General features: G+C 64.4%; 24 protein-coding genes. 8 read left to right on the plus strand and 16 right to left on the minus strand.

Features of this window, described 5'->3' with window-relative positions; genetic code table 11:
* Window positions 1-33: 33 nt before the first annotated feature.
* The 4 genes from HXX15_RS01550 to thiD form a co-directional block, all read right to left on the minus strand.
* Window positions 34-1,092 (minus strand): glycosyltransferase family 1 protein, encoded by a 1,059-nt coding sequence (locus HXX15_RS01550; protein ID WP_296511925.1) that lies wholly within the window; start codon window positions 1,090-1,092, stop codon window positions 34-36.
* Complete coding sequence (locus HXX15_RS01555) at window positions 1,092-1,904, minus strand: UDP-2,3-diacylglucosamine diphosphatase (protein ID WP_296511927.1); 813 nt, start codon at window positions 1,902-1,904, stop codon at window positions 1,092-1,094. Before HXX15_RS01555 ends, HXX15_RS01550 begins: the two co-directional genes overlap by 1 nt.
* 41 nt (window positions 1,905-1,945) lie before the next feature.
* Complete coding sequence (locus tag HXX15_RS01560) at window positions 1,946-2,602, minus strand: class I SAM-dependent methyltransferase (protein WP_296514758.1); 657 nt, start codon at window positions 2,600-2,602, stop codon at window positions 1,946-1,948.
* 100 nt (window positions 2,603-2,702) lie between these two features.
* Window positions 2,703-3,503, minus strand: a complete 801-nt coding sequence (gene thiD / locus HXX15_RS01565) for a bifunctional hydroxymethylpyrimidine kinase/phosphomethylpyrimidine kinase (protein ID WP_296511929.1) — start codon at window positions 3,501-3,503, stop codon at window positions 2,703-2,705.
* Between the two features lie 136 nt (window positions 3,504-3,639).
* Between thiD and HXX15_RS01570 the strand changes: the two genes are divergently transcribed.
* A complete protein-coding gene (locus tag HXX15_RS01570) occupies window positions 3,640-3,885 on the plus strand; it encodes an Lrp/AsnC ligand binding domain-containing protein (protein ID WP_296511932.1) in 246 nt (81 codons plus the stop codon).
* A gap of 15 nt (window positions 3,886-3,900) precedes the next feature.
* On the opposite strand, the gene HXX15_RS01575 is transcribed toward HXX15_RS01570, so the two are convergent.
* Entirely contained in the window at window positions 3,901-4,833 is a 933-nt protein-coding gene (locus HXX15_RS01575; RefSeq protein ID WP_296511934.1) for a cytochrome c, read from the minus strand.
* A gap of 138 nt (window positions 4,834-4,971) precedes the next feature.
* Here HXX15_RS01575 and HXX15_RS01580 point away from each other — a divergent pair, with 138 nt between their 5' ends.
* Window positions 4,972-5,403, plus strand: coding sequence for a CHRD domain-containing protein (locus HXX15_RS01580; RefSeq protein WP_296511936.1), 432 nt, complete (start codon window positions 4,972-4,974; stop codon window positions 5,401-5,403).
* A gap of 91 nt (window positions 5,404-5,494) precedes the next feature.
* Here HXX15_RS01580 and HXX15_RS01585 read toward each other — a convergent pair whose 3' ends face one another.
* From HXX15_RS01585 to HXX15_RS01595, 3 genes are all read right to left on the minus strand, one after another.
* Window positions 5,495-5,944, minus strand: coding sequence for a cytochrome c (locus HXX15_RS01585; protein WP_296511938.1), 450 nt, complete (start codon window positions 5,942-5,944; stop codon window positions 5,495-5,497).
* Window positions 5,945-6,058: 114 nt separating this feature from the next.
* On the minus strand, window positions 6,059-8,365 hold the full coding sequence (locus HXX15_RS01590; protein WP_296511939.1) for a xanthine dehydrogenase family protein molybdopterin-binding subunit: 2,307 nt from the start codon (window positions 8,363-8,365) through the stop codon (window positions 6,059-6,061).
* A gap of 146 nt (window positions 8,366-8,511) precedes the next feature.
* Window positions 8,512-8,700: a hypothetical protein gene (locus tag HXX15_RS01595; protein WP_296511941.1), complete on the minus strand. Its 189-nt coding sequence runs from the start codon at window positions 8,698-8,700 to the stop codon at window positions 8,512-8,514.
* 575 nt (window positions 8,701-9,275) lie between these two features.
* On the opposite strand from HXX15_RS01595, the gene HXX15_RS01600 reads away from it, so the two are divergent.
* A complete protein-coding gene (locus tag HXX15_RS01600; RefSeq protein WP_296511943.1) occupies window positions 9,276-11,084 on the plus strand; it encodes a carbamoyltransferase C-terminal domain-containing protein in 1,809 nt (602 codons plus the stop codon).
* Window positions 11,085-11,094: 10 nt separating this feature from the next.
* Here the strand turns inward: HXX15_RS01600 and murJ are convergent, their stop codons facing one another.
* The 4 genes from murJ to HXX15_RS01620 all read right to left on the minus strand — a co-directional run bounded on the left by murJ (window position 11,095) and on the right by HXX15_RS01620 (window position 16,056).
* Complete coding sequence (gene murJ, locus HXX15_RS01605; protein WP_296511946.1) at window positions 11,095-12,624, minus strand: murein biosynthesis integral membrane protein MurJ; 1,530 nt, start codon at window positions 12,622-12,624, stop codon at window positions 11,095-11,097.
* A 43-nt stretch (window positions 12,625-12,667) separates the two neighbouring features.
* A complete protein-coding gene (locus tag HXX15_RS01610; protein ID WP_296511948.1) occupies window positions 12,668-13,819 on the minus strand; it encodes a DegT/DnrJ/EryC1/StrS family aminotransferase in 1,152 nt (383 codons plus the stop codon).
* A 45-nt stretch (window positions 13,820-13,864) separates the two neighbouring features.
* Window positions 13,865-14,872: a Gfo/Idh/MocA family oxidoreductase gene (locus HXX15_RS01615; protein WP_296511950.1), complete on the minus strand. Its 1,008-nt coding sequence runs from the start codon at window positions 14,870-14,872 to the stop codon at window positions 13,865-13,867.
* A 200-nt stretch (window positions 14,873-15,072) separates the two neighbouring features.
* The gene (locus HXX15_RS01620) at window positions 15,073-16,056 is read right to left on the minus strand and encodes an NAD-dependent epimerase (protein WP_296511952.1); all 984 of its coding nucleotides are present in this window, start codon (window positions 16,054-16,056) and stop codon (window positions 15,073-15,075) included.
* A 241-nt stretch (window positions 16,057-16,297) separates the two neighbouring features.
* Here HXX15_RS01620 and HXX15_RS01625 point away from each other — a divergent pair, with 241 nt between their 5' ends.
* Window positions 16,298-17,311, plus strand: a complete 1,014-nt coding sequence (locus HXX15_RS01625) for a glycosyltransferase family 4 protein (protein WP_296511955.1) — start codon at window positions 16,298-16,300, stop codon at window positions 17,309-17,311.
* Here HXX15_RS01625 and HXX15_RS01630 read toward each other — a convergent pair.
* From HXX15_RS01630 to rfaD, 3 genes are read right to left on the minus strand one after another with little or no spacing between them, the layout of a single operon-like run.
* The gene (locus tag HXX15_RS01630) at window positions 17,308-19,242 is read right to left on the minus strand and encodes a nucleoside-diphosphate sugar epimerase/dehydratase (RefSeq protein WP_296511957.1); all 1,935 of its coding nucleotides are present in this window, start codon (window positions 19,240-19,242) and stop codon (window positions 17,308-17,310) included. The two genes, HXX15_RS01625 and HXX15_RS01630, sit on opposite strands and share 4 nt — an antisense overlap.
* Window positions 19,243-19,273: 31 nt before the next feature.
* Window positions 19,274-20,746, minus strand: a complete 1,473-nt coding sequence (gene rfaE1, locus HXX15_RS01635) for a D-glycero-beta-D-manno-heptose-7-phosphate kinase (protein ID WP_296511959.1) — start codon at window positions 20,744-20,746, stop codon at window positions 19,274-19,276.
* 25 nt (window positions 20,747-20,771) lie between these two features.
* Window positions 20,772-21,752 carry an ADP-glyceromanno-heptose 6-epimerase gene (gene rfaD, locus HXX15_RS01640; protein ID WP_296511961.1) on the minus strand — a complete coding sequence of 327 codons (981 nt, stop codon included), beginning with the start codon at window positions 21,750-21,752 and terminating at the stop codon, window positions 20,772-20,774.
* A gap of 193 nt (window positions 21,753-21,945) precedes the next feature.
* Between rfaD and waaF the strand changes: the two genes are divergently transcribed.
* The 3 genes from waaF (at window position 21,946) to HXX15_RS01655 (ending at window position 24,216) form a co-directional block, all read left to right on the plus strand.
* Complete coding sequence (gene waaF, locus HXX15_RS01645) at window positions 21,946-23,022, plus strand: lipopolysaccharide heptosyltransferase II (RefSeq protein ID WP_296511963.1); 1,077 nt, start codon at window positions 21,946-21,948, stop codon at window positions 23,020-23,022.
* Between the two features lie 67 nt (window positions 23,023-23,089).
* The gene (locus tag HXX15_RS01650) at window positions 23,090-23,683 is read left to right on the plus strand and encodes a D-sedoheptulose 7-phosphate isomerase (RefSeq protein WP_296511966.1); all 594 of its coding nucleotides are present in this window, start codon (window positions 23,090-23,092) and stop codon (window positions 23,681-23,683) included.
* Window positions 23,680-24,216 (plus strand): HAD family hydrolase, encoded by a 537-nt coding sequence (locus HXX15_RS01655; RefSeq protein WP_296511968.1) that lies wholly within the window; start codon window positions 23,680-23,682, stop codon window positions 24,214-24,216. The genes HXX15_RS01650 and HXX15_RS01655 overlap by 4 nt, the downstream gene beginning before the upstream one ends.
* On the opposite strand, the gene waaC is transcribed toward HXX15_RS01655, so the two are convergent.
* Window positions 24,213-25,157 carry a lipopolysaccharide heptosyltransferase I gene (gene waaC / locus HXX15_RS01660; RefSeq protein ID WP_296511970.1) on the minus strand — a complete coding sequence of 315 codons (945 nt, stop codon included), beginning with the start codon at window positions 25,155-25,157 and terminating at the stop codon, window positions 24,213-24,215. The genes HXX15_RS01655 and waaC overlap by 4 nt on opposite strands.
* 198 nt (window positions 25,158-25,355) lie before the next feature.
* Between waaC and galE the strand changes: the two genes are divergently transcribed.
* Window positions 25,356-26,369 carry a UDP-glucose 4-epimerase GalE gene (galE, locus tag HXX15_RS01665; RefSeq protein WP_296511973.1) on the plus strand — a complete coding sequence of 338 codons (1,014 nt, stop codon included), beginning with the start codon at window positions 25,356-25,358 and terminating at the stop codon, window positions 26,367-26,369.
* Window positions 26,370-26,474 lie beyond the last annotated feature (105 nt).

Here is a 26,474-nt window from a genome sequence, read left to right on the forward strand (position 1 = left end):
TCGTGCGCCCCGCCGTACCGGCAAGCTGCGGAGTCAGGCGACGAACCGAGCCTGTTTCGGCGCCGCGCGGGCCGAATCGCGGTCCGGATCCATCATCCAGACCCGCGTGACATTTTCGATGAAGGCGCGGGCCGACGCCGCCCAGGTTTGCGATGCCGCGAATTCGAGGCAGGCTTGCGGCGAAATCTTCAGCGCCGACAGGCACGCCTGCTGCAGGTCGTCGCTAAGCACACCAACCGGCGCATCGCCGATCACGTCGCGGGGGCCGGTTACCGGGAACGCCGCGACCGGCACGCCGCTGCCCAGCGCCTCTAGCAGCACCAATCCGAAGGTGTCGGTCTTGCTCGGAAACACGAACACGTCGGCCGCGGCATAGGCCTGCCCCAGCGCTTCGCCCTGGCGGGCGCCGAGAAATACCGCATCCGGATAGGCCAGCTGCAGCCCGGCGCGGGCCGGGCCATCGCCGACCACGACCTTGGTCCCCGGCAGATCGAGCGCCAGAAAGGCTTCGAGATTCTTTTCGACAGCGACCCGCCCGACCGACAGAAACACCGGACGCGGCAAGCCAAAATCGGCGCCCTCACGCGGATGGAACAGGCCGGCATCGACACCGCGCGGCCACAGCACCACATTGCGAAAGCCCCGGCTGCGCAATTCCTCGGCCAGTGCCGGCGTCGCCGCCATCACCGCCTGGCTTCGGCCGTGGAAGCGGCGCAGCCAGGCCCAGACCCAGGATTCCGGGATCGGCAGCCGCGCCGAGATATATTCCGGAAACCGGGTGTGAAAACTGGTGGTGAAGCGCAGTCCCCGCTTGCGGCAGTAACTGCGCACGGCGATTCCGATCGGCCCCTCGGTGGCAATGTGGATGCAGTCGGCCTGCGCTTCGGCGATCAGCCGAGCGATCTTCGCCGGGCGCGGGATCGCAACGCGCAGGTCCGGATAGCTCGGCAGCCCGACGGTCGGAAACGATTGCGGGGTAATGAAGCTGACATCGGCGCCAAGCGTCTTGGCGGCGTCGGCCATCATGGTCAGCGTCCGTACGACGCCGTTGACCTGCGGATGCCAGGCATCTGTGGCGACTAGAATACGCATCAGGCGGCGCGCGCCGCGACCGAGGCCACCGGCAGGTTATGCTTGACCGGGTCGGTCCAGGTGATGATCTCGAACCGGCCGTCCTCGTGCTCGGCCAGCGCCGTGCAGCTCTCGACCCAGTCGCCGCAATTCATGTAGCGGATGCCGTGATCGTCGCGGATCGCGGCGGTGTGGATGTGGCCGCAGATCACGCCGTCGGTACCGTGGCGGCGCGCCTCCTGCGCCAGCGTCTGCTCGAACGCGCCAATGTAGTTCACCGCGTTCTTGACCTTCAGCTTCGCCCATTGCGACAGCGACCAGTACGGCACGCCGAACCAACGCCGGAACGCGTTGACCAGACGATTCATCCGGATCGCGAAATCGTAGGCCTTGTCGCCGACATGGGCGAGCCAGCGCGCGTTCTGCACCACGAGGTCGAACATGTCGCCGTGGATCACCAGGTAGCGGCGACCGTCGACGCCGACATGGATCGCATTCTCGACGACGTCGATGCCGCCGAAATGGGTGCCATAATAGGAGCGCAAGAATTCGTCGTGGTTGCCCGGGATGTAGAGAATGCGGGCGCCCTTACGGCCCTTGCGCAGCAGCTTCTGCACGAAGTCATTGTGCGACTGCGGCCAGTACCAACTCGATTTCAGCGCCCAGCCGTCAATGATGTCGCCGACAAGATAGATGGTGTCGGCGTCGTGAACGCGGAGGAAGTCCAGCAGCCGTGTGGTCTGCGAACCGCGCGCGCCGAGGTGTACGTCGGAGATGAACAGGGTGCGAAAGCGTCGTTCCGGATTCTCGTCACTCATGACGTGACTTCCCATGCGCGCGCTGCTGGCAGCGCTGGATGACAGCTTGATGGCGTTCAGGCCGCGAGCGGCTCGAACGTCCTCTCGAAACAAACCAGGGTGTAGATGCCGAACGGCGCGATCTTGCGCCGCTCGACCAGAATTGCGTTCTTGTTGGCGTGAGCCCAGGCCTGCAGCCGGGCGAAGGGAAATTCCGGACGCAGACCCATGCCCCTGGTGCGCTGCGCGGCCCATCGCTCGACCGCCGCAGCAACGCCAACCTCGGAATACAGATGGTTGACCAGAATGATGCGACCGCCCGGCTTGACCACGCGATGGCACTCGGACAGCACCAGCTCGGGATTGGCGACCAGAGTGATGACAAATTGCGCGACCACGCAGTCGAAGGTCGCGTCGTCGAATTCCATCTGGTGGGCGTCCATCACCCGGACGTCCTTGACCCAAGGATAGCGTCCGCTCGCCATCTTGGCGCGGGCCTTGTCCAGCATCGGGCCGCTGAGGTCGATCCCGGTAATTTCGGTCGTGGCATCGTAATCGTCGAACGATAGTCCAGTACCGACGCCGACCTCGAGGATCTTACCGCCGAGCGAACGCGCCTCGGCGGCCGCGGCGCGACGCCCCTTGACCATCACAGGACCACAAACAGCGTCGTAGATCGGCGCCCATCGGGCATAGGCCGTTTGCACTGCAGATTTATCGAGGTCAGGAGTCATCATCGGAGCCGTCACCAGAGAATCACAAAATCATCGTGAATCCCGGATAGCAGTCGAGTGCGACGGCACCACGACAGCGGACCCGACCGGCCGTGGAGCTTTAGTCGAAAGCAAAAAAGTGGTGGATAGGGCCGTGGCCGTGGCCGACATCGAGCCGGTCGGCGGCGGCGATCGCTGCGCTGACCCAGTCCTTGGCGCGGCCTACCGCGGTTTCCAGATCCTGCCCCTTGGCGAGCCCCGCGGCGATCGCCGCGGACAGCGAGCATCCGGTGCCGTGGGTGTTCCTGGTGGCAATTCGCGGAGCCTGCAGTGCCAGAATATCGGTCCCGCTGAACAGGTAGTCGGTGCTCATCGGCCCATGTCCGTGGCCGCCCTTGATCAGCACCGCGCCGCAACCCAGCGCCAGTAGCCGCCGGCCCTGGTTCTCGATGGCGGCCGCGTCGCCGGCCACCGCTTCATCCAGCAAGGCAGCCGCCTCCGGCAAGTTCGGCGTGATGATCCCGGCGCGGGGAATGAGGCCACGGCGCAGCGCCTCGACGCAGTCAGCCGCCAGCAGCCGATCGCCTGAGGTGGCCACCATAACCGGATCGAGCACGACATTTTCGGGCGACCAGCGGTCGAGCCCGGCAACGATCGCCTCGATGACGGGGCGCTGCGACACCATTCCGATCTTGACCGCCTTGACGGCGAGATCGCTGAACACCGCGTCGATCTGGGCGGTCACGAATTCCGCCGGCACCTGATGGATTGCGCTGACGCCTTGGGTATTCTGCGCGGTCAGCGCGGTGATCACCGACGCGCCATAGACGCCGTTGGCGGCGAAGCTCTTGAGGTCGGCCTGAATGCCGGCGCCGCCGCTCGAGTCAGAGCCGGCGATAGTGAGGGCGATCGGAATCGTCATGATATTGCTCGTGCGCGGACCCGGCTGGCCGAGGCCGGCCGCTGGTGGTAGCGCGCCGCTCGACCGGCAGCAAGCTTGCCACAGCGGGCGGTTTTGGGCTTGATGCGTTCAACGCAAGACCCCCGGAGATACAGCGATGGTTCCCTTCTTCGTGCAGTTCAAATGCAAGCTCGGCCAGTCCTATGCGGTCGCGAACGCGATCGCCGAGGCCGAGATCGCGTCTGAGATCTATTCGACGGCGGGCGACTACGATCTGCTGGTGAAATTCTACGTCGATCGCGACACCGACATCGGCCATTTCATCAACGAGAAGATCCAGGTCATCCCTGGGATCCAGGACACCCACACCATCATCACCTTCAAGGCGTTCGGGTCGCGGTAAGCGCCGCTGACGCATTTAGCCGTTCTTGCGCGGCGGTCGCGGCGGGCGCGGCGGTCCATCGACCGCAGGCAGCGATTTGAGATAGGCCGCCATCGCCGCGCGATCCGCAGCGCTCAATTGCGAGGTGTTGCGGATCACCCGCGCCATCGAGCCGCCAGCGCTGTCATTATTCGGCGTGGTTCCGGTCTCAAGGAAGTAGGCGAGATCCTCCTCGCTCCAGTCCTTCAGGCCCTTCTGGGTGATGTTCGGCACCCAGCCCTCGCCTTCCGGATTGGGACCGCCGGCAAAGCGTTGTGCTTCGACAATGCCGCCGAGGCCATTGCGCGGGCTGTGGCATTCGGCGCAATGGCCGAGACTGTTGACCAGATAGGCTCCGCGATTCCATTGCGAGGAGCGTCCGGGATCCGGCGTGAACGGCTTGCCGTCGAGAAACAGCAGCTTCCATATCCCGACGGCGCGGCGGATGTTGAACGGGAACGGCAACTCATGGCCAGGCGCCCGGCCGGACACCGCCGGCAAAGTCTTCAGGTAGGCGAACAGGTCGCGGATGTCGTCCAGCCGGGCGTGCTGGTAGGAACCATAGGGGAACGCGGGGTAGTAATGGGCGCCGGCGGGAGAAGTGCCCTCGATCACCGCGGTGACGAAATCGGCCTCGCTCCAGCGACCGATGCCATCCACCGGGTCGGGCGAAATATTCGGCACGTGAAAGGTGCCGAAGGGCGACGGAATCGCCAGACCGCCGCCCAGCTTGGTGCGGTCGGGTTGCCCCAGGGTGGCGTGGCAGGACGAACAGCCTGCGGCGTTGAAGACCGTCAGTCCCTTCGCCGGAACCGAGAGGCGCGGTGGGAGTTGCATTTGGGCTATCGTCAGCGGGGCGGTCAACCACCAGAACGCGGCGACGCCGACGATAGCGACAACACTGACCGCCAGAACAAGGTTTCTCGCCACATTCAATCCGTCGTTATTGCGCTGGGTCGCCGATGCAAATCAGGCGACAATTTGCGCGTTTCGAGTGCCCCGCGGGAATATTCCCCGCGCGACATTGTTAGCAGTCGTCACGAGCAGAACACCAACAGGGAGAAGACCATGTCAAAGACCAGGAAGATTGCCGGCGCGATCGCGCTCGGTGCCATCATGATCGCGGCCGGTCCGGCCTTGGCCGACAAGATGGCGATGAAGGCGACCCTTAACGGCGCATCCGAAGTGCCCCCCAATACCACCGCCGGCAAGGGCACTGCCGACGTCAATTACGACACCGCGTCCAAGATGCTGAGCTGGAAAGTGACATATTCCGGCCTGACCGGCCCCGCAACCGCCGCGCATTTCCATGGCCCGGCTGAAGCCGGCAAGAATGCCGGCGTCGCCGTGCCGATCCCGGATATTGCCAAGAGCCCGGCTGAAGGCTCCGCCACCCTGACGGATGCGCAGGCCGCCGACCTGATGGCAGGCAAATACTACGTCAACATCCATACCGAAGCCAATAAGGGCGGCGAAATCCGCGGCCAAGTCACCAAGTAAGTCGGCCTGGTGTAAGCAGAATTCTCGGGGGCGAACGTTCCGCGTTCGTCCCCTTTTCGTCCTACCTAAATGTGGCTTGTCCGGTCTGCCGCTACCTCAATTTGAGGCGGTAAGTCTCGTGGCAATCGTTGCAGCGATCGTTGATCTCGGTGTAGGCGGCTTTGAGGCTGGCGACGTCCTTGATCTTGCCCTTGGCGTCGTTGATCGCCTTGGTGACCGGCGGAATCTTGGAATCAAAATCAGCTTTGTTCTGCCAGATCTTTGGCGACGAGCCGTAGTCCCCGCCGAACACGTCTTCCTTGGGATTGACCGCGAACACGGTCGCGATCTTGCCGACACTCTCTTCGAGTTGAACGAGCGCGGCGTCGATCGCCGCCTGATCGTAGGGAGACTGGCCCCTGACGGTGCGGGAGATCACCCCGTAGAGGTATTTCGCTTGAGTCCGCATCAGATTGTCTTGCTGAACGGCAAGATCCTGCTGCGCCATCACCGCGCCGGCACTGAGCAACAATGCTCCGGCGAGAACACCTCTGAATAGCATCCATCCACTCCGTGCTGACGATGGCGGCGGGCACCATGCCCTCGCACGCCATTTTCCAGCTTAGCAATTAACCCCGATGCCACAGAGGTATTCCCGTGGCGCGGCGTCACCTTGTCACAGCCGATGCTGACGCTCGTGCTCGCGGATCGCCATCCACACCCGTTCGGGTGTCGCCGGCATGTCGATGTGGTCGATCCTGTATTCGCGATACAGACCGTCGATGATGGCATTGACCACCGCCGGACACGAGCCGATCGCGCCGGCCTCGCCCGCGCCCTTGACGCCGAGCGGGTTGGTTTTACACGGCACATTGTGGGTCTCGAAAGTGATCGGCGTACCGTCTGCGGCGCGCGGCACCGCGTAGTCCATGAACGTCCCAGTGACCAGCTGGCCGTCCTCCGGGTCGTAATACGCCCGCTCCATCAGGGCCTGGCCGATGCCCTGCATCGTGCCGCCATGGACCTGGCCGGCGAGCAGCAGCGGATTCAGCGTCACACCGAAATCGTCGACGATGACGTAGTTGACGATCGCGATCTTGCCGGTGGCGGGGTCGATCTCGACTTCCACCAGATGGGTGCCGTTCGGGAAGGTGCCATCGGCGCTGGAGAATTTTTCGCTGGCGTTCAGCTTCGCCGGATCGACGCCGGGACGCTTGGCGAGATCGGCGAAGGAGATCGCGCGGTCGGTGCCCGCGATCCGCACCGTGCCGTCGCTGATCTCCAGATCGGCCGCGCTGGTTTCCAGCGCATCGGCGGCGATCTCCTTGAGGCTGGCGCCGAGCTTGCGGGTCGCGCGCTGGACGCTGACGCCGCCGGACGGAATCGATGCCGACCCGCCGGTGCCGAGCCCGGTGGCGATCTTGTCGGTGTCACCCTGCAGGATGTGGACACGCTCCGGCGCCAGTCCGAACTGTTCGGCGATCAGCTGCGCATAGGCGGTCTGGTGGCCCTGCCCGCTCGACTGGGTGCCGATCAGGATAGTGACATCGCCATTGGGGTCGAGCGCGACATTGGCGGTCTCCTCGCCCATCGTGCCGCAGACTTCGACATAGGAGGCCAACCCGATGCCACGCACCACGCCGAGCTTCTTCGCCGCCTTGGCACGCTTGGGAAACTCCTTCCAGTTTCCAATCTCCATCGCCCGCTTCAGGTGCGCGGCGAAATCGCCGGAATCGTAGACCTTGCCGGTGGCGGTCTTGTACGGCATCGCCCGCGGCGCGATGAAATTCTTGCGCCGGATCGCGTCCGGCATCATCCCGAGCTTGCGCGCCGCCGCATCGACCAGGCGCTCGACCACATAGGCGGCTTCGGGGCGGCCGGCGCCGCGATAGGCGTCGACCGGCACGGTGTTGGTGAACACTGTGCGCACCCGGCAATGGAATGTCTGGATGTCGTACAGTCCCGGCAACATGCCGGCGCCGCCGTGCGGAATGTAGGGGCCGAAGGTCGACAGATACGCGCCCATGTCGCCGATCAGGTCGACGTCCATGGCAAGAAATTTGCCGTCCTCGGCCAGCGCCATCCGCGCGGTGGTGACGTTGTCGCGGCCCTGGGCGTCACCAACGAAATGATCGGCGCGGTCCGCGGTCCAGCGGATCGTCCTGCGCAGCTTCTTGGCGGCCACCGCAATCAGCGCGTATTCGCGGTACGGAAACAGCTTGGTGCCGAAACCGCCGCCGACGTCGGGGCAGATCACCCGCATATTCTCGACCGGAATCTTCAGCACGTTCTGGCACAGGATATCGCGCAGCCGGTGGCTGCCCTGGCTGCCGATCGTCAGCGTCAGATGATCGCGCTTGGCGTCGTATTCGCAGACCGCCGCGCGGGTTTCCATGTAGTTGGTGATGATGCGCGGATTGACGATCCTGATTTCGGCCACCGCGTGGGCCTTGGCGAACACCGCATCGACGGCCTTCTTGTCGCCGATCGGCACGTCGAACAGCACGTTGCCGGCATGATCCGGCCAGACCTGCGGCGCGCCCGGCTTCACCGCATTGGCGGCACCGACCGCCGCGGGCAGCGGCGTCCATTCCACCGCGATTGCCTCCAGCGCGTCCCGCGCCTGCGGCAGCGTCTGCGCCACCACAAACGCCACCGCGTCGCCGACGTGGCGAACCTCGTCGCTGGCCAGGATCGGATATTCCGGACCGGTGAACGGGTTGTCCGGCAGGTTGAACAGACATGGCAGGCCGCCAAGATGCTTGACGTCGACGGCGGTCAGGATCGCGAGCACGCCAGGCAGGCTGCGCGCGGCCGTGGCGTCCAGGCTGAATTTCGCGTGCGCGTGCGGCGAGCGCAGCATCAGCGCGTGCGCTGCTGCCTGCGGCGCGTGATCATCGGTGTAACGGCCTTTGCCGCGAATCAGCGCATCGTCTTCCTTGCGCAGGACGCTTTGGCCAACGCCGAACTTGATGGGAGCCATCGGATCTCCGGTTACCTTGCTGGTTTCGGCTATCTTGCAGCGGATCGGGAGCCGGCGCAAACCGTTCGCATTGGTCGCAGACCGATGCCAATCGCCGCCCGCAATGAAAAAGGTGCACCGGATCCCCGATGCACCTTGTTCTTGTTTCAGATTGTCACGATCTTACCGTCGACGGTCGGCGAGCGAAGATCAATAGCAAACCACCCGGCCAAACACCGGATTGAAGACGCAGCCACCGCCCCAACCGCGACCACGACCACGACCACGACCACGACCACGATCCCAGCCACCGCCCCGACCGCGACCACCGCCGCGACCACGACCACGTTGGGCATCAGCCTTCGTGGTGGTCGCTGCCAAAAACAGTGCCGACGTGCCGACGAGGCTGAAGCAATAAATGCAAGTCAACGCCAAGGCGGCGAGACATCGCGTCACGACGCTGCGTCGGGCCTTGGGAACATTCTGAGCCATCTAGGATTCTCCCGGTCTTGTTGAGCATCGACGCCGACAAATATTCTCACCGATCAAGCCGTGAAAATGTCAGGGCGCCTCATATGGGTCGAAATTAATAGCGACTTGGTTCGTGGCCGTCGAAAAGATTATGATCAAGCAACGGTTTCGGTCAAGCAGTGAATGATTGTGAGCTAGCGCACACTCCCCTGAACGCGAAAATCCTACCGTGTTTGCACCGCACTATATGCTGGCGCAGCGATGGTCTTCCGCGCCGCACGCCCCGTCGTTCAGCATCGGAACCAAAGATATGTTCAAGCACCGGCCAATCGCTATATTGGGGAACAATTGAATATCGACACAATCGCACCGACATCTTGCATCTTGCGTGGATCCTCCGCGGCCCGGCGACAGCTTCTCCACCCAGCGTGGCCGGGAACTCTCCTTCAGAAAACGGCCAATGTCCAAACAGCACACTTATGTCCTCGGTTTGAACACTTATGATCACGACGTCAGCGCCTGCCTGCTGCGCGACGGCGAGATTGCATTCGGCATCATGAAAGAACGCATCACGCGGGAAAAACACGCCAGTGGCTTTTACAAGCGGGCGATCGACTATTGCCTCGAGGCCGAGGGCATCACTCTGGACGACATCGATCTGGTGGTCCGCAATTGCTACATCCTGCCGGTGCCGGAGATGGAAGATCGGCTGGTTTATCAGGACATGCCGGGGTTTCTGCCGGAGTATGAACGCGGCGACGCCTTCAAGCATCCCTGGTTTCGGGCCAACTCCAACAAGATCGTGACGATCTCGCACCATCTGGCGCACGCCTACAGCGCGTTCGCGGTCTCGCCATTCGACGAAGGTGTGGTGATGATCGTCGACGGCGTCGGGAGCTACCGCTCCGACGTCGACGAGACCTTTCCGGCCACCGACACCGCGTCGCCGCTCGCGCGCGAATCCGAGAGCTATTACAAGTTCAGCGGCACCAAGCTCGAATGCCTGAAAAAGGTCTGGATGGAGCCCGACCGCGGCTTCCTCAGCGACGAGTTCTACAACATGCCGGGCCTCGGCGCGCTGTACAGCCGCGCCTCCAGCTACGTCTTCGGCGACTGGAACAAGTGCGGCGAGCTGATGGGGCTTGCGCCCTACGGCCGGCGCGAGCAGATCAAGCCGCTGATGGAGATTGTCGACAACATCTTGACCGTGCCGCGCTGGACGCCGGAATTCAACCAGCCCTACATCATGGACAGCCCGGGCAAGTGGGAAGACAGCGCCTCGATGCGGCACTGGGAGGACATGGCCTGGCGCGTGCAGGACGATACCGAAAAGGTGCTGCTGGCGCGGGCGCGCTGGCTGCGCGAAACCACCGGCGCGAAGAACCTCTGCATTGCCGGCGGCGTGGCGCTGAACTGCGTCGCCAACGGCCGACTCGCACGCGAGGCCGGATTCGAGAACGTCTGGATTCAGCCCGCCGCGGGCGACGACGGCATTGCGATCGGCTGCGCCTATTACGGTCACCTCGTGGTCCAGGGCAAGCCGCGCGCCTTCGAGATGAAGCACGCTTATCTGGGCAAGAGCTATCCCGAAGCCGACATCAAGGCGGCCACCGAGAAGATGCTGGTCAAGGTCCAGATCGACGTGGTGCGCAGCGACAATATCTGCGCCGACACTGCCAAACTGCTGGCGGACCAGAAGGTCATCGGCTGGTTCCAGGCCGGTTCGGAATTCGGGCCGCGCGCGCTCGGCAATCGCAGCCTGCTCGCCGACCCGCGCCAGCCGGAAATGAAGGATATTCTCAACAGCCGGGTTAAGCATCGCCAGCCGTTCCGGCCGTTCGCTCCGATCGTGCTGGCCGAGCGGGCCGATGAGATATTCGAAGGCAGGGGGAACTCGCCGTTCATGCTGATGGCCAAGACTGTCCGCCCGGAATGGCGCGACAAGATCCCGGCGGTCGTCCATGTCGACGGCACAGCGCGGATCCAGACGGTGAGCGAAGACACCGCACCGATGCTGTATCGGCTGTTGAAGGAGTTCGAGGCCCTGACCGGCGTGCCGGTGCTGGTCAACACCTCGTTCAACGTCAAGGGCGAGCCGATCGTCGAGACCCCGCGCGACGCGATGGCCTGCTTCCTCACCACCGGGATCGACCATCTGGTCATGCACGACACCCTGGTGTCGAAGAACAAGCTGCACCGATTCGTGGCGCCGGTGCTGGATGTCTATATGGACGTCGCAAGCTTGGTGATGTCGACCGCGCGGGCGTGAGCGGCGATGGTCAGCCGCGCACCAGCGACCTGAGCCAGCCGCGGCCGAACAGCAGCAGAATCGTCAAGCCATAAACCAGCGCGCCGACCACGATCAGCAGCGCCAGCATCGACTCATCGCGCAGCCTGCTCAACGCCGCGAGATACGACGCTGCCAACAACGCCGTGCCCCACAGCGTCGCGCCCAGAATGACGCCGGACAGCACGAACTTGCCGACCGAGCGCAGCAGCAGGCGATCGAGTTCGAGATACCCGGCCCGCACCGCGAAGCCAATCACCAGCAACAGGTTGATCCAAGCCCCGACCGCGGTGGCGAGCGCCAATCCGACCTGGGCCAGCGATCCCACCAGCGCCACCTTCAGCGCGACGTTGACGGCGACGCCGGTCAGCGCCGCCTTCACCGGCGTCGCGGTGTTTTTACGGGCATAGAACGGCGCCACTGCGCTGCGGATCAGCACGAACGGCACCAGCGCGATCGCATAAGCGGCGAGCGTCGCGCCCGCCGAGACGGCGTCGGCTTTGGTGAACGCCCCGCGCGCGAACATCGCCCGCATGATTACGTCCGGCACGGTGAGGAACGCCGCCACGAACGGCACCGAGAACAGCAGCGTGAATTCGAACGCCCGTCGCTGCGACGCTTTGGCGCCGATATCGTCGCCGGCGGTGAGTTGCCGCGACATTTCCGGCAGCAGCACGGTGCCGATGGCGATGCCGATCACCCCGATCGGCAGTTGGTTGAGCCGGTCGGCGTAGTACAGCGCCGACAGCGCCCCGGCCGGCAGGAAGGTCGCGATGATGGTGTCGGCGAACAACGCCACCTGGGTGCCCATCGAGCCCAGCGTCGCCGGCCCCAGCGCGCGAAAGAACGCGCGGACGTCCTGATCGAGCTTGAGCGGCGCAAACCGCGGCAACCCGCCGTGGCGTGACAGATCGCCCGCGAGCAGGACGTATTGCAGGAAGCCGGAGATCAGCACGCCCCAGGCGGCGGCGTGCCCGGCGCTGGGGAAGAACGCCGCCAGCGCCAGCGTCGCCATCATCGAGATGTTGAGGAAGATCGACGCCGCGGCGGCGCTGGCGAAACGCTGCATCACATTGAGCATGCCGCCATACAGCGTCACCAGCGTGATCAGCAGCAGATAGGGAAAGGTGATCCGGGTCAGTTCGATCGCCAGCGTACGCTGCGCCGGATCGTCGGAAAATCCCGGCGCCAGGATGCTCATCATTTGCGGCATGAACAGCAGCGCCGCGACCAGCAGCACCAGTTGCGACGCGAACAGCACGGTGAAGATGCGGTCGGCGAACAGCCGCGCCGCAGCTCCGCCGCGCTCGCCGCTGACATGGGCGTAGGCCGGCACGAAGGCGGCGTTGAAGGCGCCCTCGGCGAAGATCGCGCGGAAATGGTTGGGCAGCCGCAACGCCACGAAGAACGCGTCCGCCACCGGCCCGGCGCCGAGAATCGCCGCCAGCATGATGTCGCGAGCGAATCCGGTCAGCCTGGACAGCAGGGTAAAGCCGCCGACGGTGAAAATGCGTTTCAGCATCAGCGGCTTCTACAGCATGCGGCGATTGCGCAAAACCTCCAAATCAGGCCGCCAACGCGCCGCGCACCGCCTCGATGATCCGCTGCTGCGTCGGCTCGTCGAGATAGGCGTGCACCGGCAGGCTGATCACGTCCTGCGAAAGCATTTCACAAACCGGCAGGCCGCCGTCGACGACCGGGAACGCTCGATACGCGGTCTGCTGGTGCATCGATTTCGCATAATAGATCGCGGTCGGAACGCCCTGCGCCTTCAGCGCGGCAGCGAACGCGTCGCGGTCGGTGCCCGCGGGCAGCCGGATGGTGTAGCAGGCCCAGATCGACGAATTACCCTGGGCGACGCGCGGCACGGTGACGATATTGCCAAGGCCGCCCGCATAGCGATCCGCCACCTTGTTGCGCGCAGCGATCTCGTCGTCGAAGATCTTCAGTTTCTCGAGTAGCACCGCGGCCTGGATGGTATCGAGGCGGCCGGTGAAACCGAGCCGGACGTTGTCGTATTTGTCGGAGCCCTGGCCATGGACGCGGATGCTGCGCAGATCGGCCGCAAGTTGGTCGTCGTCGGTCAAGATCGCGCCGCCATCGCCAAAGCAGCCGAGCGGCTTGGCCGGAAAGAAACTCGTCGTGGTTGCAAGCGCCAGGGTACCGAGACGCTTGCCCTTGTAGGTAGCGCCGAACGCCTGCGCGGCGTCGGCGAGCACAAACAGGCCCTCGGCTGCGGCGATCACGCCGATCGTCTCATGATCGGCGGGCTGGCCGAACAGATCGACCGGGATGACGGCCTTCGGCCTCAGGCCGAGCTGCCTAGCGGTGACGATGCCGCGCTTCAGCGAATCCGCGTCCATGTTGAAGGTCACGGCATCGACGTCGACGAACACCGGCGTGGCCCCAGCCAGCGCCACAGCGCCGCCGGTCGCGCAGAAGGTGAACGACGGGCAGAACACCGCATCGCCGGGGCCAACGCCCTTGGCCATCAGCACCATCTGCAAGGCATCGGTGCCGCTGGCGCAGCTGACCACATGCTTGGCGCCGGAGTATGCCGCAAGCGCGGCCTCGAGCTGCGTCACTTCGGGACCATTGATGAACTGGCAGTGCGCGAGCACGCGGCCGACTGCGTCGTCGATGGATTGGCCGAGCCGGCGGCGCTGGGCGGCAAGATCGATGAAGGGAACCGGGTCAGAACGCAGATGCTGATTCATGGAGCCTTGCTGGATTTAACGTGTGAAAAGTACGGCGTGATCGTCCTAGCCCACCACGCGGCGCGGCGCCTTGCGTGAGGAGGCCTCGGCCGCGGGCGTCGCCGGTGCCTCAAGACACTGGATCGCGATCTCAAGACTGGCGACACCCTCCTCGCCGGTCACCGCCGGAATGCCGCCGGACCGGACCGCATTAATGAAGGAAATCAGCTCGGCACGCAGCGGCTCGTCGTGCCCGACCGGCAGATGCCGCATCGAGTAGCTGCCGTCCGGCTTGAACCCGAAGCACTCGGTCACCTGACGGGTCAACAGATCGCCCTGCACATATTTGCCGCGGGTCGCCACCGTGACGTTGCGGGCCTTGAATGGCGTCAGCCAGTTGGTGTTGATATGCGCCAGCACGCCGGAAGCGGTACGGAATTGCAGCAACGCGATGTCCTCGCGCTCAGCGACGGCGCTGGAGAGCTGCGGCTGCACGTCGACGATTTCGGATTCGGTGAACCAGCGGATCAGGTCGATGTCGTGCACCGCCAGATCGATCACCACGCCGACATTGGACATCCGCGGCGGAAACGGTCCGACCCGGGTGATGGCAATCGAGAGGATGTCCTCGTCCCGGATTGCGTGCTTGATCGCGGCGACCGCCGGATTGAAGCGCTCGACATGACCGACCATCAGCGTCACGCCGGCGCGACGGGCGGCGGTGACGATGTCGAGTCCCTCCTGCACCGTGGACGCGATCGGCTTTTCGACCAGTACATGAATGCCGCGTGCGATACAGGCGAGAGCGATTTCGTGATGAAGATGGGTCGGCGCCGCGATTGTCACCGCGTCGATGCCGGCCAACAGCAGTTCGTCGAGCGTCGCGAAGGTCTGGCAGTGGATCAATTCGACAGCGCGATCGCGGTGCTCGGCCAACGGATCAACGATTCCGACCAGCGTCACGCCGGGCAATCCGGCCAACACCCGCCCATGGTTGGTGCCCATGACGCCGGCCCCGATTACGCCGACCCGAAGCGCGGATGTCTTGCCCAAGTCTGTCTTGCTGGAACTCATGAGATCAAAACCTCGAAATTTCGTTGAGGCTTACTAGCACGCCGCCACAAATGAGGCGAATGCCCCGCCAATCCACCCAAACACGTTTTGATTCAAAGAATTACACTGATCCGCACGCCCCGCGATGCCAATCGGACGCAACAACCGCCGTCGCACCGAAACAACTGCCGATGGCGGCCGAACCAGCGCAACCTGCGGCTTCAAACCTGGTAATGGCCACGGTACCATGCGACAAAATTGCGAATACCGTCCTCGATCGCGGTCTCCGGCTTGAAGCCTACATCGCGGACCAGATCGTCGATGTCGGCGAAGGTTTCCGGAACATCTCCGGGCTGCATCGGCAACATCTCCTTCACCGCCTCGCGGCCGAGCTCGCGCTCCAGCAGCCCGACCACGTGCATCAACTCTTCCGGCCGGTGGTTACCGACGTTGTAGATCCGCGCCGGCGCCGCCCCGGCGACGACGTCAGGAACACGATCGATCAGGCGCAGCACCACGCGGGTCACGTCGGCGATGTAGGTGAAATCGCGGCGCATCCGACCATGGTTGAACAGCTTGATCGGCGCGCCATCGACGATCGCCTTGGCGAATAGGAAGATCGCCATGTCGGGCCGATACCACGGCCCGTAGATGGTGAAGAACCGCAGCCCCGTGGTCGGCAGACCGAACAGATGGCTGTAGGAATGCGCCATCACTTCGTTCGCCTTCTTGGTCGCGGCGTACAGGCTGATCGGATGATCAGTTCGGTCGTCAACCGAAAACGGCAGCTTGGAATTGGCGCCGTAGACCGACGACGACGACGCATACAACAAATGGCAGCAGCCGTTGTGGCGGCAGCCCTCCAGCACGTTGACGAAACCCTCGAGATTAGCGTCGGCATAGGCGTGAGGATTGCTGATCGAATACCGCACGCCGGCCTGCGCCGCGAGGTGAATCACCACCGCAAACCGGTTGTTCGCGAACAGCGCGGCGACCGCCGCGCGGTCCGCGAGATCGGCGTGGACGAAACTGAACCGCGGATTCGCGCGCAGAATCGCCAGTCGGGCGTGCTTGAGCGCGGGATCGTAATAGTCGTTGATATTGTCGAACCCGACGACGTCGCGTCCCGCGTCCAGCAATTCGCGCGCGACGTGGAATCCGATAAACCCAGCCGCCCCCGTGACCAGTATCGCGTGATTCGACATCTCGCCCTCAGCGAAGCCCGGAGGCGCGCTGCGCTCCTGACGGATTAAGACCGCGCCTGTTTAGCCGTCGGTTCGCGGGCGCCGCAAGACCCGATTGCGGCGCTATTGCAGGATTGGCTCCGAAACCATACCAAGGCGGCACGTGGCACCTAACCGGATTCCAGAGCACCATCGTTGTCAAACGCACCGATATTCGCGAACCTAGCCACGGGCGTGCGCAAAATCCCCTATAGGGAGTGACATGACCGCCCCCGATTTCCTCGCGTCGCTGGCCACCATCGCGCTCGCAGCGATCATCTGTGCCGTGGTGACGTGGGTGATCATGCCGCTGCTGGCGCGCTATGCGCTGGCGCGGCCAAATGCGCGATCGTCGCACCGGCTGCCCACCCCGCAGGGCGCCGGAATTGCCGTCATGATCGCGACGCTCTCGGTGGCAGGCGGAATCATTGCGTTCATATCGCCGGTCGAAGCCAGCTTTCCTGCAACGTTGTTCGGCGCGACGGTGATGATCGCGCTGGTCGGAGCCGCCGATGACGTCCGATCGATTCCAATTGTACCACGGCTTGCACTGCAGGCGCTGGCGGTCGGCGCGGTGATGATCGCGATTCCCGGCGACCTTCGGCTGCTTCCGATTGGTCCGCAGTGGATCGAACGCGCGATTCTGTTCACCGCCGGTCTGTGGTTCATCAACCTCGTGAACTTCATGGACGGGCTGGACTGGATGACCGTGGTCGAGATCGCGCCGATCACCGGCGCGCTGACCGCACTTGGCCTGTTCGGCGAACTGCCGCCATCCGCGACCATCGTGGCTGCGGCGCTGTGCGGCGCCATACTCGGCTTCGCACCCTTCAATCGACCGATCGCAAAAGTATTCCTCGGCGACGTCGGCAGCCTGCCGATCGGCTTGCTGGTGGGTTGGTGTCTGTTGGAACTGGCGCTGCGCCATCATCTCGCGGCCGCCTTGTTGCTGCCGCTTTACTATCTGGCCGATGCATCATTGACGCTGGTCCGCCGGCTGCTGAACCGCGAACCGGTCTGGCTCGCCCACCGGACGCATTTCTATCAGCGGGCGACCGACAACGGATTCTCCGTGCTTGAAGTCGTCAGTCGGGTGCTCGCCACCAACCTGGCTCTGGTGATCCTGGCGGGGACCTCGATCATGCTGCGTTCAACGGCGGCAGACCTCGTTGCGCTGGCGTGTGGCGCCGCAACCGTGGCGTTGTTGCTGGTGCAATTTTCGCGGCCGCGCCGTTAGGGCGCCCGGAGCGTCAGCGCCGCCTCGTCCGCCTGATATTCCGGAATCGCATCCTTCAGAATTGCGACGACGTCCTCGTGATGCCGGTCCGCTATGGCGGTCTCCAAGGCGGTGAGCCACTTTCGCAACTTGTCGAGCGGCAATTCGTTGGGCCGCGCGGCCACGATTCCGGCAATTCCGATTTCGGTGAACGGCTCCTGCTTGGCGAACAGGATCTCGTTGAGGCGTTCGCCGGGCCGGATTCCCGTGAATACGATGTCGATATCGTAGCCGGGCTGCAGGCCCGAAAGGCGAATCATGCGCTCGGCGAGATCCACGATCTTGACCGGCTGGCCCATGCTCAACACGAACACCGAAGCTTGCGAATGCTGGGGATTGAGCGCGTGGGTGGCGGCGGTGATCACCAGATCGCAGGCTTCGCGGATGGTCATGAAGTAACGCACCATATCCGGATGGGTCACCGTCACCGGGCCGCCGGCTTCGATCTGCGCCTTGAATTTCGGCACCACCGATCCGTTCGAGGCCAGCACGTTGCCAAAACGGACCGAGATCAGCCGCATCGGCGGCTTGCCGTCGGCACCCGCCATCATTTCGCGGTCCATGCCCTGGCAATACATTTCGGCGAACCGCTTGGTCAGACCGAGCATCGAGACCGGCTCGATCGCCTTGTCGGTCGAGATCATCACCATGGCCTCGGCGCTGGCGGCGCTGGCGGCGTCGGCGACATTGACGGAGCCGAAGATGTTGGTCTTGACACCCTCGCCCCAGTCGCGCTCGAGGATCGGCACGTGCTTCAGCGCGGCGGCATGGAACACGATGTCGGGCTTGAATTCCGCCATCAGCTGAAAAATCCGCTCGCGATCGCGGATGTCGGCAATATGGCCGTCAACGGCGGTGTCGGTCACCTTGGCTGATAGTTTCTCCATCGCGGCATGCAGCGCCGGCTCGGAGTTCTCAATCACCAGCAAGCGCGCGGCGCCGAAGGTTGTGACACGGTCGCATATCTCGTAGCCGATCGAGCCACCACCGCCGGTAACGACGATCGACTTACCCCTGAGCAGCCCCTCGAGCCGGGCATAATCGATCTTGACGCTGGGCCGCAACAGCAGGTCTTCCACCGCGACCGGAGCCAGCCGCGGCGTATCCCGACTCTCTTCCAGCGACGGCAGCCGGCTGACGGAGAGGCCGAGTTTGCGCGCGCGCATCAGCACCGATTCCGGCTGCGCATCGGCCTCGAACGCCGACGGCGTCATCACCACCCGTTCGATCGGCTTGTCGCGCCCCGCGAAGTCGGCGACGACATTCGGCAGGTCGTCGATCCCACCGAGCACCGGGATGCCGCGAATGGTTTGGCCACGATCGGACGCCGCCGGCGACAGGATCCCCGCCGGCCAGAGCCGCTTCACCGCGCCACTCTCGATGCCACGCAGGAACACTTCGACATCGGCGGCGCGGCCGATCAGCAAGGTCGGCGCGGCATCCATCGCGCGGGCCTGGTTGCGCGTTCGGGTGTAGCGAAAATACCGATACGCGAGCCGCGATCCGGAGAGGGAAAACACCTCGAGGAACCAATAGATCACGATCGTGGTCTTGCCGAGGAAGAACGTGCCGTAGACATTCGGCGCGAGAAAAATGTAGTCGAGCACCAACAACGCGACGGTCAGAACGCTCGCGGCCCGCAAGATGTTCAGAAGATCCGGAATCGATATGAACCGCCATTTCGTGGTAGTCAGCTGGAACGCGTAGCAGACGAAGAAGCTGAACACGACGAAGTAGGGCAAGATCTTCAACAGTAGCGGCAGCCGGTCGAGCAGGTTTTCGCCATCGAAGCGCAGGAAGAAGCTGAGCACGACGGCGATGGCGGTCACGCCCGCGTCGTGGATCGCGATCAGCCAGTTTCGATAGGTGAACGAGGAGATCCGGGTCATCATGGCGCCGGCCACCGTAAGGACGTGTGTGCGTTCATGTCTGCCCCTCGCGTGCGCGTGCGACCAGCAAGGTCGTGCTGAACCCGGGCAGTACATCGACCAGCAGTACCTCGCCGCCATTCGCCGCGACGATCTCGTGGCCGACGACCTGTTCGCGAGTGTAATCGCCGCCCTTGACCAGGACGCTCGGTTCGATCCGGGTGATCAGCTCGAGCGGCGTATCCTCATCGAAGATCACGACGAGGTCGACGGCCTCCAGCGCGGCCAACACTTCGGCGCGCGCGCGCTCATTCTGCACCGGCCGCCCCTCACCCTTGAGACGCTGCACCGAGGCGTCGCTGTTGAGCCCGACGATCAGCCGGTCGCAGGCGCCACGCGCCGCGGTCAGCACCTTGACATGGCCGGGGTGCAGAATGTCGAAGCAGCCGTTGGTGAAACCGACCCGAAGCCCCTGCTTGCGCCAATTTGCAAGCTGGTCCTCGAGTTGTTCCGGGGTCGAGACGATCTTTTCCTCGGCGGCCAGGAAGGCGTGCGGCAGAATCTTTCGCCGCAACTCGGCCGGGGTCACCACCGCGGTGCCATTCTTGCTGACCGCGACCGCCGCCGCCGCGCTCGCCATGCGCATCGCGGCTTCCCAATCCGCGCCCGCCGCAAGCACCACCGCCAGCACCGCGGCGACCGTATCGCCGGCGCCGGAGACGTCGCGCACCTTGACCGGCAGCGCCGGCACGTGAATCGAATCGCCGTCGCGGGTGACCAGCGTCATGCCGTGTTCGCTCTGTGTCACCAGCATCGCGTCGCAATCCGCGATCCTGATTGCGTCGTGTGCCGCGCCCGCGATTTCGGCTTCGCTATTGGCCTCGCTGCGGGTCGCCTCGGAGAATTCCTTGCGGTTCGGCGTCAGCAGCGTGGCGCCGCGATAGATCGCGAAATTGGCGTTCTTCGGGTCGACGATCACGCGTTTGCCGAGTTGGCGCGCCGCCGCGATGACGCCGCCGATCACTCCGGTCGTCAAAACGCCCTTGGCGTAGTCGGACAGCAGCACGATATCGGCGCGCGCAAGCTGCGGCAGGATCGCGTCGAGCAGCTGCCGTTCGATCTCGCCGGACGCGGCGGTTGCGGTCTCCCAGTCGGCGCGCAGCATATGCGTGGAAAAATGTTCGGAAACGAACCGCACCTTGCGGGTGGTCGGCCGCGACGAATCGCGCACCAGCACCGGTTCGATCAGGCGCTCTTTCGCCAGCTCCGCGGCCAGTGCCTTGCCGGCGGCGTCGTCGCCGATCAGGCCGACGAAGATACAGCGCGCACCGAGCGCTGCGACGTTACGCGCCACATTGCCGGCGCCGCCGATATTGATTTCGCTGCGCTGAACCGCGATCACCGGCGCCGGCGCTTCCGGAGATATCCGCGATACTTCGCCGTAGACGAATTCGTCGAGCATCAGATCGCCGACGCAAAGCACGGTCTGGCGGGCGATCGCTTGCGACAGGGCATCAAAATCGAACATCAAAACCCATAATGTTGTGGCACGCTCATCGGAACCGGTCGGCCGAGTCGAGGAAGCCCTTGACGTAGGCGTCGACCGCGTCGTCGAGCGGCGTGAAGCCGCCGTTATATCCAGCGCTCCGCAACCGATCGCCTTCGCTTTGCGTGAAGTACTGGTAGCTGCCGCGAATCTGCTGGGGCATGTCGATGTATTCGATATTCGGTCGGCTGCCGAGCGCGGAATACGCCGCCAGGATCAGGTCGCGAAAGCTGCGGGCATGGCCGGTTCCGACGTTGAAGATGCCACTGACCGACGGCGTCGCCAGCAGCCAGATCATCACCCGCACCACGTCATCGACATAGATGAAGTCGCGGCGCTGATCGCCGTCAGCAATGCCCTCGCGATGCGACTTGAACAGTTGCACGACCTGACCGGACTTGATGTCGTCGAAGCGCTTGGCCAGCACGCTCATCATCGAGCCCTTGTGGTACTCGTTGGGGCCGAACACGTTGAAGAATTTCAGCCCGGCCCATTGCGGCGGCAGCTTCTCGCCGCGCGCGGCACGTTCGGCCACCGCCAGATCGAACAGATGCTTGCTCCAGCCGTACAGGTTCATCGGCCGCAGCGCTTTCATCGCCTGCAGCGAGGGATCGTCCTGAAAGCCCTGCGCGCCGTCACCATAGGTCGACGCCGACGAGGCATAGATCAACGGCGTCGCATTGGTGGTGCACCAATCCAGCAGCCGCATCGACAGCCGGAAATTAGTTTCGATCACCAGATCGCCGTCGGTCGCGGTTGTTTCCGAAATCGCGCCGAGATGGACGACGGCGTCGAGCCGGCGTCCCTTCAGCCAGTCCATCAACTCAGTCGGCGGCACAAGATCAGCAAGCTGACGCTTGGCGAGGTTGCGCCATTTGCCGTCATGGCCCAGCACGTCGCAGACGACGACGTCCGCGCGGCCGGCGTCGTTCAACGCGGCCACGACGTTCGATCCGATAAAACCGGCTCCCCCGGTCACCAGCAGCATAAGATCCCCGCCTCGATTGTGCGGTGCCACCTTTGCCCCAGTCCGGTTCGGCAGGCAACTTGAAGTCTGCCGGCAGATGCAACCGGACCGGGCGCTCGCGCCGAAATCCCGGCTGGACGAAGGACGGCGCAGGCGCTAACCGGCTTGTCTCACAGCCGGCCTGGCGCTGCGACAGGCCCAACCAGACTAAATAATGAATTACACTTCATTACAATCCCGCCTGGCGACCGCCGCCGACCGCTCCCTGACCAGCCCGGTTCTGCTGATCCCCTATATGTGGATCGGGGATTTCGTCCGCTGCCATACGGTGGTTCGGGTGCTGAAAGATCGTTGGCCGCAGCGCCCGGTCGATGTCCTGACCACGACGCTGTGCGCGCCGCTGCTCGATTACATGCCAGGGGTCCGCCAAGGCATCGTCTGGGACCTGCCGCGCAGCCAGATCGCCGTTGCCCAGCAACGGGCGCTCGCGGCCAAGCTGCGCGAACAGCATTATGGCGACGCGTTGGTGATGCCCCGCACTTTCAAGGCCACCATTGCCCCGTTTCTTGCCGGAATTCCGAACCGGACCGGCTTTTTCGGCGAGTTCCGGATCGGGATGCTGAACGACTGGCGCCGCGGCGAGAAGGCCCTGCCCCGGATGGTGGACCGCTGCGCCGCATTGGCGCTACCGGCCGGGATCGAGCTGCCGATGGACTGGCCGGCGCCGCAACTCGTTGTGCCGGCCACCGAGATCGCCGCCTGGCGGCAGGCGAACGGCCTCGGCGACTCTACCGCGGTGGCGCTGGCGCCGGGCGCGGTCGGGCCATCGAAACGCTGGACTTCTTACACCGAGGCAGCGCGCGTGCTGGCCGAGCGCGGGTTTGACGTCTGGATCATCGGCGGCCCGGGCGAGACGGCACAGGCGACCGAGATCGCAGCCGCGGCCGGCCAGCGGGTCCGCGACCTGACCGGAACCGACCTGCGCAATGGCATTCTGGCGCTGGCGGCAGCCAATCTGGTGATTTCCAACGATTCCGGTCTGCTCCACGTCGCCGCGGCGATCGGCACGCCGACCATCGGCATCTTCGGACCGACCAGCCCCTGGCATTACGCGCCACTGAATCCGATCGCAGCCGTGATCGAAACCAAGACCGACGTTCCCTGCCGCCCCTGCCACAAGCCGACCTGCCGGATGCTGCATCACCGCTGCATGCGGGACATTCCGGTGGCAGACGTCACCGATGCGGCGTTTCGCGCGCTACAGGCCGCAGGGCTGAACCCGGCGCATTAGTCTCCGGCTTGCACGCGCTTGCCCTGCGCTTTACCAGTGCCAGCCAGATTCATGTTTCAGGTGCGACGTGAGCAACGATCCGATTGCCGCCCATTTCCGCAACTCGCTTGCCGCGCTGACCTTGGCCGCGGAAGACCGCGCCTTGCTGGCCACCACGCATGCCATTGCCGCGGCCGCCGTCGATGCGCTGCGCCAGGGCCGCAAGCTGCTGATCGCGGGCAATGGTGGCAGCGCCGCGGATGCCCAGCACATCGCCGCCGAAATCGTCGGCCGCTACAAGATGGAGCGGCGGGCCTGGCCGGCGATCGCGCTGACTACGGACACCTCGGCGCTGACCGCGATCACCAACGACTACGGCTTCGAGCATGTCTTCGCCCGCCAGGTCCAAGGATTGGGCCAGCGCGGCGATGTGTTCTGGGGTCTCTCGACCTCGGGCAAATCGCCCAACATCCTGGCCGCGCTGCGCATCGCCCGCGAGCAAGGCCTAATCACGATCGGATTCACCGGCACCAAAGGCGCGGCGATGACTGCGCATTGCGATCATCTGCTAATCGTGCCGAGCGACGACACCCCCGTGATCCAGCAGATCCACCTGATGGCCGCGCACGCGATCTGCGACCAGGTCGAGCATGCGCTGACCGGCGCGCATTCCAAAGCATGAGCCAGAACGACCTGACGCCGCGCAAGCCTGCCGCGTTTCTCGATCGCGACGGCGTGATCAATTACGACGATCACTACATCGGCACGCGCGAGCGGATTCGCTGGATGCCGGGCGTCGCGGGCGCGATCCGTCGGCTCAACGAGGCCGGCTATCTGGTCTTCATCATCTCCAACCAGTCCGGCGTGGCGCGTGGAATGTTCAGCGAGGCCGACGTCGAGGGCCTGCACCGATGGATGCTCGCCGAACTGGCCAGCCAGAACGCGCGGATCGATGACGTGCGGTTCTGTCCCGATCATCCGAACGCGACGGTCGCCGCCTATCGCCGCGACAGCGAGCATCGCAAGCCGAAGCCGGGCATGATCCTCGACCTGATCAAATCGTGGCCGGTCGCGCTGGAGAGCAGCTTTCTGATCGGCGACAAGCAGACCGATCTCGACGCCGCCAATGCCGCAGGCATTCCCGGCTATCTGTTCGAAGGCGGCGACCTTGATACCTTTGTCGCGCAGGTACTCGCCGAGCACGCGCAAGTCTAGTTCAGCAACCGTTCCGCCGCGGCGATCGCCTGCGGCGCCGACGGCCCACCGCCCTTGCCGCCCAGCACCACCATCGTGCCGCTGCCGACCGGGCCGGTCAGGCCCGGATCGGTGCTGACAAAGATCGCCAGCAACGGCACCCGATAGGCGGCGGCCAGATGCAGCAGTCCGGTATCGACGCCGATCACCAGCGCGGCATTGGCGATCACCTGCGCGGTGGCGTCGAGGCGCTGCCGCGCCAGAACCCGGCTGCCCTCAATGGCCTGCGAGAGCCGCTCGCTGAGCAGTCTCTCCGGCTCCGTGCCCCAGGGGAGCACCACCTGAAGTCCCTGCCGCTGTATCCAGCGGCCAACTTCGACCCAATCCTGTTCGCGCCACTGCTTCGTCGGCCGCGATGTGCCGTGCAGCAGCACCGCGTAAGGCGGAGCTTCCGAATGCTGCGGGCGTAGCAAGCCGTAGTCGACTTCGGCTGGCGGCTGATAGCCCAGCGCCAATCCTGTCAGTAGGCGATTGCGCGTCACCGCGTGCAGATCGCGCCGCACCGCATGATTGACGTCGTAGAGCCGCGCGGCGAGCGGCTCGCGGATGCTGGCCGCATCATAGCCGTGACGCTCGCCTCGCGCGGCCCGGGCGATCACCGCGGAGCGGATCAGCCCCTGCGTATCGATCACCTTGTCGAATGGTGCCCGACGCAGCCGCGATTTGAAGTCCAGCATTTCCCGCCAGGTCGATCGTTGCGCCAATTGCGAACGCCAGCGCCGCGTCGCCACGGGAATCACCTCCGCAATCGACGGGTGCAGTTGCGCCAGCGGCGCGAACGCCTCTTCCACCACCCACGCCATCCGCAGGTCGGGGCGATGACGCGCGGCATCGGTGATCGCAGGCATCTGATGCACCACGTCGCCCAGCGAAGAGGTCTTAACAATAAGAATGCTTGTCATCGACGCCGTGGCCGCCAGAGAAGTGCAACTCGTTACAGTTTGGCAACCATAATGTCGATTCCCTCATAGGAAGGCCCGAAATCCAACCGATGATCGACGGCGCTATACCGCAACTCCATTGTTCGCCGGCAAACTCGACGAAATTGCGGGCGCCGCGGTGGCTCAGGCCTGCGGGCTTTTCACGGGGGATTCATCAGCATGACCGTGCTCATCACCGGCGGCGCCGGCTATATCGGAAGTCATACGGTTTTGGCGCTGGCGGAGACCGGCGAAAACGTCGTGGTGATCGATAATCTGTCCACCGGCTTTTCCTCGTCACTGCCCGAAGGCGTTCCGCTGTTCATCGGCGATGCGGGCGACGAGAATTTGGTCGAGGGGGTGATCGCATCGCATGGCGTTGACGCCATCATCCATTTTGCGGGCTCCGTCATCGTGTCGGAGTCGATGCGCGATCCGCTGGCCTATTATCGCAACAACACCATGACCACGCGAAACCTGCTGAATGCGGCGACCAAAAGCGGCGTCAAGCGCTTCATCTTCTCGTCGACCGCCGCGGTGTACGGCAATCCCGACCACACACCGGTGCCGGAAGAGGCGCCGACCCGGCCGCTGTCGCCTTATGGCTGCTCGAAGCTGATGAGCGAAATCATGCTGCACGACACAGCCGCGGCGCACGGCATGAACTACGTGGCGCTGCGCTACTTCAACGTCGCCGGCGCCGATCCGCAGGCGCGGATCGGGCTGTCGACCGCGGGCGCCACCCATTTGCTGAAGATTGCGGTCGAGGCCGCTACTGGCCAGCGCAACAAGATCGACGTATTCGGCACCGACTATCCGACGCCGGACGGCAGCTGCATCCGAGACTTCATCCATGTCAGCGATCTTGCCCAGGCCCATGGCGCTGCGTTGTCCTACCTGCGCGACGGTGGTGGTCCGGTGACGCTGAATTGCGGCTACGGCCGCGGCTATTCGGTAATCGAGACCATCGAGGCGGTGCGCCGCGTTTCCGGCCGGAATTTTGCAGTCCAGTGCGCCGACCGCCGGCCCGGCGATATCATGACCATGGTGGCGGACACTCGCCGGATTCGCGCAACGCTGGACTGGACCCCGCAATTCGACGACCTGGACACCATCGCCGCTCACGCGCTGGCCTGGGAAGACAAGCTGCTGCGCCAGCGCGGTGGCGGCGCACCGCAGGCGATGTCGGCCTGAGGCTGTGTTTCGACTTGTTTTGGCTTGAAAAACCCGCCCATAGGGGGCAAGGAGTCGGTCAAAGGCCAACCCTGACGCGCTGGCGGATCCTCGCCCGGCGCCGTC

It is taken from the genome of Rhodopseudomonas sp., from assembly GCF_013377015.1.
Taxonomy (GTDB): domain Bacteria; phylum Pseudomonadota; class Alphaproteobacteria; order Rhizobiales; family Xanthobacteraceae; genus JARJEH01.